This is a genomic window from Pseudomonas sp. 8AS (genome assembly GCF_902506505.1).
GTDB lineage: Bacteria > Pseudomonadota > Gammaproteobacteria > Pseudomonadales > Pseudomonadaceae > Aquipseudomonas.
This window is the reverse complement of the sequence record NZ_LR733406.1, coordinates 3,518,815-3,532,366: the sequence shown is the minus strand read 5'-3', so window position 1 is coordinate 3,532,366 and position 13,552 is coordinate 3,518,815. Positions and strand designations below refer to the sequence as shown.

14 protein-coding genes are annotated in these 13,552 nt (G+C 69.6%); 6 read left to right on the top strand and 8 right to left on the bottom strand.

All coding sequences use genetic code 11. The features are described 5' to 3' along the window. Window positions 1-12: 12 nt before the first annotated feature. Complete coding sequence (locus GV001_RS16505; RefSeq protein ID WP_160081764.1) at window positions 13-963, bottom strand: LysR family transcriptional regulator; 951 nt, start codon at window positions 961-963, stop codon at window positions 13-15. A 167-nt stretch (window positions 964-1,130) separates the two neighbouring features. Here GV001_RS16505 and GV001_RS16500 point away from each other — a divergent pair, with 167 nt between their 5' ends. The 5 genes from GV001_RS16500 to GV001_RS16480 all read left to right on the top strand — a co-directional run bounded on the left by GV001_RS16500 (window position 1,131) and on the right by GV001_RS16480 (window position 6,376). Beyond that, complete coding sequence (locus GV001_RS16500) at window positions 1,131-2,639, top strand: efflux transporter outer membrane subunit (protein WP_160081762.1); 1,509 nt, start codon at window positions 1,131-1,133, stop codon at window positions 2,637-2,639. Between the two features lie 9 nt (window positions 2,640-2,648). After that, complete coding sequence (locus GV001_RS16495) at window positions 2,649-4,811, top strand: FUSC family protein (RefSeq protein ID WP_160081760.1); 2,163 nt, start codon at window positions 2,649-2,651, stop codon at window positions 4,809-4,811. Beyond that, entirely contained in the window at window positions 4,801-5,001 is a 201-nt protein-coding gene (locus GV001_RS16490; RefSeq protein ID WP_160081758.1) for a DUF1656 domain-containing protein, read from the top strand. The genes GV001_RS16495 and GV001_RS16490 overlap by 11 nt, the downstream gene beginning before the upstream one ends. Before the next feature lie 8 nt (window positions 5,002-5,009). Continuing rightward, window positions 5,010-5,936, top strand: a complete 927-nt coding sequence (locus tag GV001_RS16485; RefSeq protein ID WP_160081756.1) for an HlyD family secretion protein — start codon at window positions 5,010-5,012, stop codon at window positions 5,934-5,936. Between the two features lie 176 nt (window positions 5,937-6,112). After that, window positions 6,113-6,376, top strand: a complete 264-nt coding sequence (locus tag GV001_RS16480; protein ID WP_160081754.1) for a DUF2790 domain-containing protein — start codon at window positions 6,113-6,115, stop codon at window positions 6,374-6,376. 91 nt (window positions 6,377-6,467) lie between these two features. Here the strand turns inward: GV001_RS16480 and GV001_RS16475 are convergent, their stop codons facing one another. From GV001_RS16475 to metR, 6 genes are all read right to left on the bottom strand, one after another. Further along, a complete protein-coding gene (locus GV001_RS16475) occupies window positions 6,468-6,764 on the bottom strand; it encodes a chorismate mutase (protein ID WP_160081752.1) in 297 nt (98 codons plus the stop codon). Window positions 6,765-6,772: 8 nt separating this feature from the next. Beyond that, window positions 6,773-7,426, bottom strand: coding sequence for a DUF2238 domain-containing protein (locus tag GV001_RS16470; RefSeq protein WP_160081750.1), 654 nt, complete (start codon window positions 7,424-7,426; stop codon window positions 6,773-6,775). A 53-nt stretch (window positions 7,427-7,479) separates the two neighbouring features. Continuing rightward, entirely contained in the window at window positions 7,480-7,788 is a 309-nt protein-coding gene (locus GV001_RS16465) for a hypothetical protein (protein WP_160081748.1), read from the bottom strand. Then, window positions 7,781-8,104, bottom strand: a complete 324-nt coding sequence (locus GV001_RS16460; protein WP_160081746.1) for a DUF2834 domain-containing protein — start codon at window positions 8,102-8,104, stop codon at window positions 7,781-7,783. Before GV001_RS16460 ends, GV001_RS16465 begins: the two co-directional genes overlap by 8 nt. A 230-nt stretch (window positions 8,105-8,334) precedes the next feature. Beyond that, window positions 8,335-8,664, bottom strand: a complete 330-nt coding sequence (locus tag GV001_RS16455) for a cupin domain-containing protein (RefSeq protein ID WP_160081744.1) — start codon at window positions 8,662-8,664, stop codon at window positions 8,335-8,337. Between the two features lie 97 nt (window positions 8,665-8,761). Then, complete coding sequence (gene metR / locus GV001_RS16450) at window positions 8,762-9,682, bottom strand: transcriptional regulator MetR (protein WP_160083438.1); 921 nt, start codon at window positions 9,680-9,682, stop codon at window positions 8,762-8,764. 199 nt (window positions 9,683-9,881) lie between these two features. On the opposite strand from metR, the gene metE reads away from it, so the two are divergent. Further along, the gene (gene metE, locus GV001_RS16445; RefSeq protein WP_160081742.1) at window positions 9,882-12,188 is read left to right on the top strand and encodes a 5-methyltetrahydropteroyltriglutamate--homocysteine S-methyltransferase; all 2,307 of its coding nucleotides are present in this window, start codon (window positions 9,882-9,884) and stop codon (window positions 12,186-12,188) included. A 249-nt stretch (window positions 12,189-12,437) separates the two neighbouring features. On the opposite strand, the gene GV001_RS16440 is transcribed toward metE, so the two are convergent. Further along, window positions 12,438-13,148 (bottom strand): 4'-phosphopantetheinyl transferase, encoded by a 711-nt coding sequence (locus tag GV001_RS16440; protein ID WP_160081740.1) that lies wholly within the window; start codon window positions 13,146-13,148, stop codon window positions 12,438-12,440. Window positions 13,149-13,552 lie beyond the last annotated feature (404 nt).

The window sequence follows — 13,552 nt, the reverse complement described above, 5'->3', positions numbered from 1 at the left end:
GCGCCGCCTTGCTCAGTGGCCGCGCAGGCGCAGGCTGATGGCGGCCACCGCCTCTGCGTCTGCGCGCAGGCGTGCGGGCAGGAAGTCGCGGACGAACTCGACCCAGGTGCGGGTCTTGGCATCGAGGAACTGCCGCGACGGGTATAGCGCATAGATGCCCAGCGGGAACAGGCTGTGGTTGGGCAGCACGCGCACCAGGCTGCCGTCGCCCAGGCCGCCGACCGCCGAATACAGCGGCAGCGCGCCGATGCCCAGGCCGGCCTTGATCGCCTCGGTCATGGCGTCGGCGGTGTTGACCTGGAACGGCGTCTGCTTGATCTGCACCAGTTCCTGGCCGTCCGGGCCGTCGAACAGCCACTTGTCCAGGCCCATCACGTTGTTGACCAGGCGCAGGCAATGGTGCGCACCCAGCTCGCCGGGCAGGCGCGGCACGCCATGCCGCGCCAGGTAGGCGGGCGAGGCGCACAGCACGCTATGGGTGCTGCCCAGCTGCTTGGAGATGAAGCCCGAGTCGGGCAGCTCGCTGGCGATCACCACCGAGATGTCATAGCCCTCGTCGAGCAGGTCGGTGTTGCGGTTGGCCAGGGTCAGGTCGAAGCTGACGTCCGGGTACTTCTCGTGGTACCCGGCGATGGCCTTGATCAGGTAGTGCTGGCCGATGCCGGTCATCGCATGCACCTTGAGCACGCCGACCGGGTGGGCATTGGCCTCGCCGGCCTCGGCCTCGGCCTCGTCGATGTAGCCGAGGATCTGTTCGCAGCGCAGCAGGTAGCGCTGGCCGGCCTCGGTCAGGGCGATGCGCCGGGTAGTGCGGTGCAGCAGGCGGGTGCGCAGGTGCGTCTCCAGGGTGGCGACGGCGCGCGAGACATAGGAGGTGGTGAGGGACAGGCGCTGGGCGGCGGCCGTGAAGCTGCCGGTCTCCGCCACGCAGACGAAGGCGCGCATGTTGAAGAGGGTGTCCATGGGGGATTCCGGCTCTGGCTGGGAGCGAATTCTGTCACGAAGTCTAGCCCGGATTATGGCTGTTTCAGTACACAATCCATCATCTATCCGCCCGCTTATCCGGTGCCCGGCGCCCCTCTAGAATCGCCAGCCTTCTCGGCTTCTTGCCATTCTCAGGATGTAGCGCAGTGCCCCGCACCCCTTGGCCGTGTCTTGTTCGTGCCAGTCTGTTGACCCTGATTTCCCTTCTCAGCGCCTGTATCGACAGCCAGGGCATCGTGCCACAGGCCGAACGCCTGCAGCCCGCGCGGCTCGACCCCGGCGCCGCCCTGCGCCAGGCCGAGCGGGAGGCCGCCTGGCCACAGGAACGCTGGTGGCAGGCCTATGGCGATGCGCAGCTGGACGCCTGGATGGCCCGCGCGCTGGCCGCCAGCCCGAGCCTGGGCATGGCCGCCGCGCGGGTGCGCCAGGCGCGGGCCCTGGCCGGCGTGGTGGAGTCGGCCGAGGCGCCGCAGCTGGATCTTGAGGCCAGCGTGCAGCGCAAGCGCTGGCCGGACGACTACTTCTACGGCCCCGGTGTGCTCGGCCGCACCAGCAGCTGGAACAACACCACGCAGCTCGGTTTCAGCTATGACCTCGACCTCTGGGGCCGCGAGCGCAGCCGCAGCCGGCAGGCCATCGACCAGGCCCGCCAGGCGGTGGCCGAGGCGCGCCTGGCGGCGCTGGAACTGCAGGGCAACCTGGTGCGCAGCTACATCCAGCTGGCCCTGCGGCACGCCGAGGCGGATATCGCCCGGGCCAGCCTGGCCCAGCAGCAGGCCCTGCTGCGCCTGGCCCAGCGGCGCCTGCGCGATGGCATCGGCACGCGCCTGGAGGTCAGCCGCGCCGAGGCGCCGCTGGCGGAAAGCCACCGCCGCATCGACGCGCTGCACGAGGCCATCGTCCTCAACCAGCATCAGATCGCCGTGCTGGCCGGCCAGGGCCCGGGGGCGGGCGAGGCTCTGCAGCGGCCGACGCTGTCCCTGCAGCGCCAGCCCGGCCTGCCGACGCAACTGCCGCTGGAGCTGCTCGGTCACCGCCCGGACCTGCAGGCGCGGCGCTGGCAGGTGGCCGCCGCCGCGCGCGGCATCGAGGTGGCCAAGGCGAGCTTCTACCCCAACGTCAACCTGCTCGCCGGGCTGGGCAGCAACGCCACCCAGGGCGGCCTGCTGGACTTCCTGCACTACGACAAGCTGGCCTACAACGTCGGCCCGGCGCTGAGCCTGCCGCTGTATGACGGCGGCCGCCGGCGCGGCGAGCTGGGCGTGGCCAGCGCCGACTACGACCTGGCCGTGCAGCAGTACAACCAGAGCCTGCTGCAGGCCCTGCAGCAGGTGGCCGACGCCCTGGTGCGGCAGCAGTCGCTGGCGCAGCAGGCGCAGCTGGCCGCCGAGGCCGTGGCGGCGGCGCAGCGCACCCACGAGCTGGCCCTGCTCGCCCAGCAGCGCGGCCTGACCGGTTTCGACGAGGTGCTGCAGACCCAGCCGCTGCTGTTCGCGCGCCAGCTCACCCAGCAGCAGGTACGCGCTGCCCAGCTCAGCGCCCAGGCCGACTTGCTGCTGGCCCTCGGCGCCGGCGTGCAGCCGCAGCCCGGCGCGCCGAGCGAGGCCGACCTGGCACCGGGCGAGCCGCGCCTGCGCTTTCTTCCCCAGCCCTGAGGACCTCCCATGCCGCACTCCTTCAAGCTCGCGCTGGCCGACTGGGCGCGCAGCGACGGCCTGACCTGGGCCTTCGTCGGCAAGGCGCTGCTGAGTGCCTTCATCGCCCTGTGGCTGGCCTACCGCCTGCAGTTGCCGCAGCCGACCACCGTGCTGGCCACGGTGTTCATCGTCATGCAGACGCAGAGCGGCCAGGTGCTGGCCAAGAGCTTCTACCGCCTGATCGGCACCCTGCTCGGGCTGGCGGTGATGGTGCTGCTGATCGCCCTGTTCAACCAGGAACGGGTGCTGTTCATGCTCAGCCTGGCGTTGTGGGTCGGCCTGTGCACCGCCGGCGCCGCGCGCTACCGCGACTTTCGCGGCTATGCCTGCGTGCTGGCCGGCTACACCGCGCTGATGATCGGCCTGCCGGCCACCCAGGCGCCGGAAAGTGCCTTCATGCAGGCGCTGTGGCGGGTGCTGGAGATCAGCCTGGGCATTCTCTGCACCGGCCTGGTCCATGGCCTGCTGCTGCCGCAGCACAGCAGCGACGACCTGCGCCGCAGCCTGCAGGCGCGCTTTCGCGAGTTCGCCGGGTTCGCCAGCGCGGGCCTGCGCGGCAACCTCGGCGTGGAGCGTTTCGAGGCCTGCAACGTGCGTTTCGCCGCCGCCGCGGTGAGCCTGGAGAACCTGCGCAGCGCCACCGCCTTCGAAGACCCGCACATGCGCCTGCGCAGCGGCCGCCTGGGCCGGCTGAACAACGAGTTCATGGTCCTGTCCACCCGCTTCCACGGCCTCCACCAGCTGCTCCAGCGCCTCGCCGGGGCGCCCGGCCAGCGGGTGCGCGAGGCCTTGCAGCCTAGCCTGGCCGAGCTCGATGCCTTGCTCGCGCCCTTGCATGAGCGCCTGTGCAGCGAGGCCGATGCCGCCCAGCTGGCCGAGCGCCTGGCCATCGCCAAGCAGGCGCTGATGCAGAGCATCCGCCAGGGCCGCACGCAGCTGGCCATGGGCCAACCCGGCGAGGCGCAGCGACTCGACTACGACACCGCCGCCGAGCTGCTCTACCGCTTCGCCGATGACCTGCACGGCTACGCCCAGACCCACGCCTCGCTGCTCGACCACCAGCATGCCCGCGAAGACTGGCAGGACAGCTTCCGCCCGCGTGCCAACGCCGCCGCGGCCGCGGTGGCCGGGGTGCGCAGCAGCCTGCTGATCCTCCTCCTCAGCCTGTTCTGGATGGCCACCGCCTGGCCCAGCGGCGGCACCTTCGCCATGACCGTGGGCATGGTCGCGGCGCTGGCGTCGACCTCGTCGAGCCCCAGGCGCCTGTCGCTGCAGATCGGCCTCGGCGCGCTCGGCGGTGCCTGCCTGGGCTTTTTCCTGACCTTCTGGGTGCTGCCCTGGCTGGATGGCTTCGCCCTGCTGTGCTGTGCGCTGGCGCCGGTGTTCGCCCTCGGCGCGTGGATTTCCGCGCGGCCGTACGGCGCCGGCTACGGCCTGGGCTTGCTGATGTGGTTCTGCATGCTCTCGCTGCCGGCCAACCTGACCTTCTACGACCCCCAGCGCATGCTCAACGAATACCTCGCCGCCTTGCTCGCCATGGGCCTGGCCACGGTGGCCGCGGCGGTGCTCCTGCCGCCCAACCGGCCCTGGCTGTGGCGGCGCCTGGAGCACGATCTGCGCATGTGCGTGGTGCAGGCGGTGAGCGGCCGCCTGCGCGGCCTGGTCGGCGAGTTCGAGAGCGGCACGCGCGACCTGCTCAGCCAGGCCTACGCCTTCTCCACCGGGCGTGCCGACGTGCAGCGCCAGCTGCTGCGCTGGATGTTCACCGTGCAGGAGGTCGGCCACGCGCTGATCGAGCTGCGCCTGGAGCAGGAACGCCTGCCGGCGCTGGCCTGCTACGCCGAGTCGATGCCCTGGCGGCATTCCGTGCGCCTGATGGGGCGGGCGCTGATCCGCCTGTTCGTGCAGCCCGGCGAGGCCAACCGGCAGCGCGCGCTGCATGCGGTGGAGCAGGCCATCGACACCCTGCGCGGCACCGCCGAACCCTGCGCGCCGCAGTTCGACAGCTCGCCGCTGCGGCGCATGCTCAGCTACCTGCACTTCATCCGCAGTTCGCTGCTCGACCCGCTGTCGCCGCTGCGCTCGCCCGGCGCCTCGGCCTACCACCACGGAGTCGCCCATGCCGCGTGAGATCGCCCTGCACGGCGTGTACCTGCCGAGCCTGACCCTGCTGTTCCTGCTGGCCCTGCTGCTGGCCTGGGCGCTCGACCGGCTGTTTGCCTGGCGCGGCCTGTACCGCCATGCCTGGCACCCGGCGCTGCTGCGCGTGAGCCTGTTCACCTGCCTGTACAGCGCCCTGGCGCTGACCATCTACCGTTGAGAACCGCCATGCCCGTGAAACGCTTCGTCAGTGTCTGCGCGACCCTGCTCATCCTCGGCCTGGCCGTGCTGCTGGTGCGCACGCTGTGGCTGCACTACATGGACTCGCCCTGGACCCGCGACGGCCGGGTGCGCGCCGACATCATCAACATCGCCCCGGATGTGGCCGGGCTGGTGGTCGAGGTGGCGGTGCACGACAACCAGCGGGTGGCGGTCGGCGACCTGCTGCTGCGCATCGACCCGGCCCACTACCGGATGGCCGTGCAGCAGGCCGAGGCCCTGGTGGCGGCGCGCAAGGCGGCGCTGGCGATGCGCCAGGTCAACGCCCGGCGCCGCGCGGAGATGGACGACCTGGTGGTGTCGCGCGAGAGCCGCGAGGATGCCGGCCACCTGTCCGCCATCGCCCTGGCCGAATACCAGCAGGCCCTGGCCCTGCTGGATGCCGCCCGGCTCGACCTGCAGCGCACCGAGGTGCGCGCCACGGCCGCCGGTTACATCACCAACCTCAGCGTGTTCGAGGGCGACTACGCCAGCACCGGCGAACCGAGCATGGCCCTGGTCGACAGCAACTCGTTCTACGTCAACGGCTACTTCGAGGAGACCCGCCTGCCGCGCATCCGCCTCGGCGCGCCGGTGGAGATGCGCATGATGAGCGGCGAGCGCCTGCGCGGCCATGTCGACAGCATCGCCCGCGGCATCTACGACCGCGACAACCCGCAGAGCCGCGAGCTGACCGCCGACGTCAACCCGACCTTCAACTGGGTGCGCCTGGCCCAGCGCGTGCCGGTGCGCATCCACCTCGACGAGGTGCCGGCCGGCCTGCAGCTGGCCGCGGGAATGACCTGCACCGTGGTGGTCGAGGAAGCCGCCGGGCAAGCGGTGGATGCCGAGGGCCCAAACGGCTTGCTGCAGGACGGATTGTTGTTTGAGCGGTAACAGTGCATGCGCACTTCGCCGGTATATCGTCGCCGCCCGGCTACCTAGAATTGTCCTGCCTCCCACGACGAGGCTAAGCAGCCCAGGCTACCTCTACCGGGCCGACTGGCTGCAACTTCGGCCGCTGCATACCGGCACGGCCGAAGTCCTTTTCCCTGTACTCAGGAACACTGCCCATGAAAGCTCTTACCTTGCTGGCCCTGGCCGGCCTGACCCCGTTCGCCTTCGCGGCGGAGCAGGCGGACACCACCGCTCGCGGCGAACCGCCCGTGGAGGTCTACACCTACGGCATGGATGTGGACGTGGCCCGCGTCATCGCCACCACCGATGTCTCGCAGATCTGCGGCGTGACCCCGTCGATCATGACCTACGAGGATCACCAGGGCCGCGTGCATCGCCTGGAATACCGGGTGCTCGGCGGCGGCTGCACCGACGGCTGATACGCGCGGCACGCGCAGAGTGGAAACGCAGCATGCCCGGCCATCCGCCGGGCATCGTCGTTTCTGCGCGTGGGCAAAGGTGGCGGCGCTTTCAGCCGCGTTCGAGGCGGGCGTGCTCGGCCAGTTCGGCCTCGATGAAGGCGCCGATCATCGCCAGGTACACCTGGGCCACCACCTGCGGGTTGGCGCCTTCCTGCTCGGCCAGCGCGCCGACCTTGGCCAGCACCTGGGCCACCCGATCCGGCGCCGGCACCTCGGTGCTGCTGGCCTTGAAGCGCGCCGCCTGGCTGACGTAGCGGCCGCGCTCGGCGAGCAGGGCGACGATCTGCCGGTCGAGGCGATCGATCTGCGCGCGCACTTCGGCGAGGGATTCACAGTTGACGTCCATCTGTCTGGCTACTCCGGGTCTGCGGTTGGCTGGGGCGAGTTGCCGCGTGGCGGCAGGCGGCGGATCTGCCGGTCCTGCAGGCGCGAGAACAGCAGCAGGGCAAAGAGGGCACCGAGCAGGGCGAACAGCATGTCCGACTGGGTATCCCAGGGGTCGCCCTGGGTGCCGAGAAATTCCACCGCGCCCTGGCCCACGGCCACGGCAACGCCCCATTCGATGAACTCGTAGCAGGCGCTGATGGCCAGCACGATGCAGGCCACGATGAAGGCCAGCATCGCGCGGGTGCGCACATAGGCGCCGCGCAGCAGGATCTCGCGGGCCACCAGCGCCGGCACCAGGCCCTGGAAGAAGTGGCCGAGCTTGTCGTAGGGATTGCGCTGCAGGCCGAACGCCTCGGCAAACTCAAAGCCCAGCGGCACCCGCGCATAGGTGTAGGCGCCGCCCAGCATCAGCACCAGCGCATGCAGGAAAATCAGCACATAGAGCAGGGTGCTCAGCGGGAAACGCCGATAGGTGGCCCAGAGAATGGGCAGGGCGATCAGCACCGGCGCCACTTCCAGGGCCCAGGTGGCCTGGTCGTAGGGGTGATAGCCGGAGAGCGCCAGCAGGCCGAGCAAGAGCAGCGAGGCGCCTATGAGCCAGGGCGTACGGTGTGAGTTCATCGGGGTCACCGGGTCGTTGGATTCAATGACAGAGCGAGGCGCGTGCGCAGGGTTCAACCGACAATGCCATACCAGCACCCGCTTGCACATGGCGCCAGGTAGGCGTTGAAGGCGGCGTATATCGCCAGCAGCCAGAGCCCCCCGATGCTGGCCAGCAGCAGCCAGCTGACCAGCCGTAGCCAGCGCCGCCGCAGGGTCTTTTGCGCCAGCAGCGCCAGCGCGGCCAGCACCAGGCAGGGCAGCACCACGAGCAGCAGCACCTGCCCGGGCGAGGCGCAGGGCTGGCTGGGGGCGGGGCAGGGCTGGAAGGCGTGCAGCTCGCCGCACAGCATCAGCAGGGTGGCGGGCAGGGCTCTACGCATGCCCGGCTCCCTGGGGGCGCGCCAGGCTGCGCAGCACCAGATAGAGCAGCGGGCCGATGGAGACGAAGACCAGGGTCAGCGCGAAGTAGGGCAGCACCGCGGCCACCGACTTGCCGCGCGCCTGGTTGTCCCGGTACATCCAGATGCACGCCAGGGTGGCGAGGATATACAGGTCGATCACCACCTGGGCGGTGTCGGGGCTCGACATCAGTTGCAGGCCGAACTGCAGGAGCGACTGCTCGGCCTGCAGCAGGCTGAACAGGGTATAGGCCGTGAAGGCCAGCAGGGTCAGCAGTGGTAGCAGGGCTTTCTTCATGGTCACGTCCTTGTTAACAAACATCGGGCCAACATATTCGCTTTTGTGGGAGCGGCTTCAGCCGCGATTTCGGCAACCGGCGCCGCCCCTGCTGACGACTGCGCCGCAAGCCCTGGCGGGCTAGCGGCTGCCTTTGTACCACCGGCACCGGCCGCAGCGCTGCCCACTGGTGCACAGCGGCCGCCTGGCCGGCCTGTCGCTTCCCCTGCCCGCGCTGCCACAGTAGGCGGTTAATCAGGCGCCGCGCCCGCTTCGGGGTGCAGATGCACCGCCAGCCACAGCGAACCCTCGGCGGCGCGCTCGACCGAATGCGCCACTCCGGCGGGCAGGAACAGATGATCGCCGGCCTTGAGTGCAACCCGCTCGCCGGCTACTTGCAGCACGGCCTCCCCGCGCACCAGCAGCACCCACTCGTCCTGGGCCTGCACATACTCCTGCGGGGTGATGGCGTCCGAACTGACGATGCGCTCGATTTGCAGGTTGCGGTGGCTGAGCAGCGTGTCGAAACGCTCGCCTTGCCGCGGGGCGGCGGCATCGCTGAACAGGTTGCTGACTTGCATGGCTGGCCTCTCGGGGTGGCTGGCGATTCGGTTGGCCCTAGTCGGCGTCGCGGCAGCGCCGGGCAGTCCATCTTGCACCAGCAGGGGCGGCGCCGGGTCAGTTGCGCGCGGCGCTGACGCCTTCGAGGGTGGCGAAGGAGGTGTCCTTGGCGGTGAGCAGGAAGTCGCGCATGAAGGGGGCGTCGAGCATGTCGGCGCGGATGCCGGCGTAGAGGGTGGCGAACAGGCCCTTGTCGCCCAGGCGCTTGGCGGTGACGTAGCCGCGCGAGCTGTATTCGTGCAGCGCCCAGTTGGGCAGGCCGCACACGCCGCGGCCGCTAGCCACCAGCTGCATCATCATCACCGTGAGTTCCGAGGTGCGCACCTGCGCCGGTTCGACGTCGGCCGGCTCCAGGAAGCGGGTGAAGATGTCCAGGCGGTCGCGCTCCACCGGGTAGGTGATGAGGATTTCCCTGGCCAGGTCTTCGGGGACTATGTAGGGCTTGCCGGCCAGCGGGTGCTGGTTGCCCACGGCGAGCATGGCTTCGTAGGTGAACAGCGGCACGTAGGTGATGCCGGCCAGTTCCACCGGGTCGGAGGTCACCACCAGGTCGAGGTCGCCGCGGGCCAGGGCCGGCAGCGGGGCGAAGGAGAAGCCGGAGGCCAGGTCCAGCTCGACTTCCGGCCAGGCGTCGCGGAACTGGTCGATGGTCGGCATCAGCCACTGGAAGCAGCTGTGGCATTCGATGGCCATGTGCAGCCTGCCCGCCGTGCCGCCGGCCAGGCGCGCCAGGTCGCGTTCGGCGCCGCGCATCTGCGGCAGCAGGCTGTCGGCCAGTTGCAGCAGGCGCAGGCCGGCGCTGGTGAAGCGCACCGGCTTGGTCTTGCGGATGAACAGCGACAGGCCGAGCTGGCTTTCCAGTTCCTTGAACTGGTGGGAGAGGGCGGACTGGGTCAGGTGCAGGCGCTCGGCGGCTTCCACCAGGCTGTCGGCCTCGCGCAGGGCGTGCAGGGTTTTCAGGTGGCGGATTTCCAGCATGGTGGCCTCGCTCTGTAGGGGGGATGACGCCTTGTTCATCCACCACTCGGGCTGTGCGGGTTGGCGGTGGACAAGCGGAGCCCTATCCACCTCGGTGATGATCGTGAGTAAAACTGTAGATCGTCGCGAATATGTTGAGTTTGTCTCATGTGTGGTCGGCTGTCGAGAATGGCGCCATTGACGAACAAGGAGATAGACCATGGCATTGGCCCACACCCTCGGTTTTCCGCGCATCGGCCGCGACCGCGAATTGAAGAAGGCCCTGGAAGCCTATTGGCTGGGCACGCTGGACGAAGCCGGCCTGCGCGCCGTTGGCCGCCAGCTGCGTGCCGCGCACTGGCAATTGCAGAAGGACGCCGGCATCGAGCTGCTGCCGGTCGGCGACTTCGCCTGGTACGACCAGGTGCTCGGCCACTCGCTGGCCTTCGGCGTGATACCCGCGCGTTTTCGTCCGCACGGCGGCCGGCCGGGCCTGGATACCCTGTTCGCCATGGCGCGTGGGGTTTCTGGAAACATGCGCAGCAAGAACACCTGCTGCGGCGGTGCCCACGCTCAAGAGATGACCAAGTGGTTCGACAGCAACTACCACTACCTGGTCCCGGAGTTCACGGCCGAGCAGCAGTTCGCCCTGAGCTGGGAGCAGCTGTTCGAGGAGGTGGCCGAGGGCCACGCGCTCGGCCATCGGCTCAAGCCGGTGCTGATCGGCCCGCTGACCTACCTGTGGCTGGGCAAGGCCAAGGGCAGCGAGTTCGATAGGCTCGACCTGCTCGAGCGCCTGCTGCCGGTGTACGGCGAGATCCTCCAGCGCCTGGCCGCCCAGGGCGTGGAGTGGGTGCAGATCGACGAGCCGATCCTGGCGCTGGACCTGCCGCAGGACTGGAAGAATGCCTTCGAGCGCGCCTACAACATCCTCCAGCGCGAGCCGGGCAAGAAGCTGATCGCCACCTACTTCGCCGGCCTGGAAGACAACCTCGGCCTGGCCGCCGGCCTGCCGGTGGATGGCCTGCACATCGACCTGGTGCGCGCGCCGGAGCAGTTCCCGGCGATTCTCGACCGCCTGCCGGCGTACAAGGTGCTGTCGCTCGGCGTGGTCGACGGGCGCAACGTCTGGCGCACCGATCTGGCCCGCGCCCTGGAGGTGCTGCAGCAGGCCCACGAGCGCCTGGGCGAGCGGCTGTGGCTGGCGCCGAGCTGTTCGCTGCTGCACTGCCCGGTGGACCTGGGCCGCGAAGACCAGCTGGATGCCGAACTGAAGAGCTGGCTGGCCTTTGCCGTGCAGAAGTGCGAGGAGGTCGCGGTACTCGCCGCCGCGCTGAACCAGCCGCAGGACGCCCGCGTGCAGGCGGCCCTGGCGGCGAGCCGCGCGGTGCAGGCCGGCCGCGCGCAGTCGAGCCGCATCCACAAGCCGGCGGTGCAGGCGCGCCTGGCCGCCGTCAGGCCTGCCGACAGCCGGCGCCAGGCGCCGTTCGCCCAGCGCAGCGAGCGCCAGCGGGCGTGCCTGCAACTGCCGGCGTTGCCAACCACCACCATCGGTTCCTTCCCGCAGACCGCGGCGATCCGCCAGGCGCGCCAGGCGTTCAAGGCCGGCAAGCTGTCGCCGGCCGAGTACAGCGAGGCCATGCACGGCGAGATCCGCCACGCGGTGAGCGTGCAGGAGCGACTGGGCCTGGACGTGCTGGTGCACGGCGAGGCCGAGCGCAACGACATGGTCGAGTATTTCGCCGAGCAGTTGGACGGCTACCTGCTGACCCGCTTCGGCTGGGTGCAGAGCTACGGTTCGCGCTGCGTCAAGCCGGCGGTGATCTACGGCGACCTGAGCCGCCCGCAGGCGATGACGGTGGCCTGGAGCCGCTATGCGCAGAGCCTCACCGGCAAGCCGATGAAGGGCATGCTGACCGGCCCGGTGACCCTGCTGATGTGGTCCTTCCCGCGTGACGACATTTCCCGCGAGCAGCAGGCGCGCCAGCTGGCCCTGGCCCTGCGCGACGAAGTGGTCGAGCTGGAGGCGGCCGGCATCCGCATCATCCAGATCGACGAGGCGGCCTTCCGCGAGGGCCTGCCGCTGCGCAAGGCGAACTGGCAGGCGTACCTGGGCTGGGCGACCGAGGCCTTCCGCCTGGCTGCCTGCGGCGTGCGCGACGAAACGCAGATCCACACGCACATGTGCTACAGCGAGTTCAACGAGGTGATCGAGTCCATCGCGGCGCTGGATGCCGACGTGATCACCCTCGAGGCCTCGCGCTCGGACATGCAGCTGCTGGATGCCTTCGAGCGTTTCGACTACCCCAACGAGATCGGCCCGGGGCTGTACGACATCCACTCGCCACGGGTGCCGGACAGCGCCGAGATGCTTGCCCTGCTGCGCAAGGCCGCGGCGCGCATCCCGGTCGAGCGGCTGTGGGTCAACCCGGATTGCGGCCTGAAGACCCGCGCCTGGGCGGAAACCGAGGCGGCGCTGGTGAACATGCTGGCGGCGGCGCGCCAGCTGCGTGGCGAGCTGGCCTGAACGCCGGGTTTGCGGGCGGCGCTGTCCCCATTCCGTGTTGCTGCGCAGCGCTGTGGGAGCGGCTTCGGTCGCGCAAGAGCGGCCCATGTTGCGACTCGCGCGCGGATAGATCCGTCCACCGGGTTCGTGCGGGGCCTGGCTGCTCTGGCTGTCCGTGGGAGCGGATTTATCCGCGATAAACCGGCCGCTCGGAGCAGGCCCCGAGCGCGGATGAATCCGCGCCCACCACAGCTCGATGGCGGTTTGCGGCTAGGCGGCGATGGCGATCAGGCTCAGCAGGTAGCCGTCGAAGCTGGCGAACTGCCCGCTCAGCTGGCTGCCGGCCGGCCAGGCCTGGCTCAGGTCGAGCAGCAGGCGCAGCCGGGCCTGGCCGTCGCTGGCGTGCTCGAGCAGCTCGGCATCGTGGAAGTAGAAACGCTGCCGCACCAGCGGGTAGAGCGCCTTGAACAGGCTCTCCTTGAGGGAGAAGGTCAGGGTCACCCGCTGGGCCAGGGCCAGTTCGTCCAGCCCACTGGCCCGCTGCAGTTCGGCCGGGGTGAGGATTTCTCCGGCCAGCCGGGCGGCGCGGGCCGGGCTCAGCTGTTTTTCCAGGTCCAGGCCCAGGCCCTGCCAGGCATGGCTGTGCGCCACCAGGGCGGCGGCCTGGCCATGGCTGTGGGTGATCGAGCCGACGCTGCCGGTCGGCCACTGCGGCGCGCCGTCTGCGCCGCGCTGCGGCACGCCCGCGCGGCCCTGCAACAGCTGCAGGGCCTGGCGCGCACACAGGCGCCCGGCCAGGTATTCGCCCTGACGCTTGGCCACGCCGTCGACCGGGGCGATGGCGCAGTGGGCAAAGTCGTCGCTGCGCAGCTGCGCCGGGTCGAACTGCGCCCGCACCAGGTGCGCGCCGGCCAGCGCAAGCGGCGTCGGCCAGGCAGCGGGGAGCAGGGTGCAGAAGGGGGGGATGGCTGTGGACGTCATGCTCGGCATTCTGCCGTGCAGCGGGGAAGCGGGCCAGCCGTTTACATTTCTTTGCAAAGGTTAACCAAGCGCTACAGAGCAAACGCTTGTTTTCTGTTTAGATGGGACACGCGTTCCAACTGAACGCTGGTGAGGTTGTAGCCACGGCCGGCAATTTGCCGCTGTGGTTTTACTCTGATGAATGAGTGCGGGAGCCCGTTTGGGCTCCCGTTTTTTTTGCCTGCGGTTTGCCGCCGGATCGCCAAACCCTAGGTTGGGTTGAGGAGCAACGCGACGAAGCCCAACGGTCCAGCCCGGACTGTTGGGTTTCGCTGCGCTCAACGCCAATCTACCCGCGCCTGCGCGCCGCGAACCCATGCCATATCGAGTAGGGAGCCTTCTTGCCCATGAGTTGTCGACGGGTG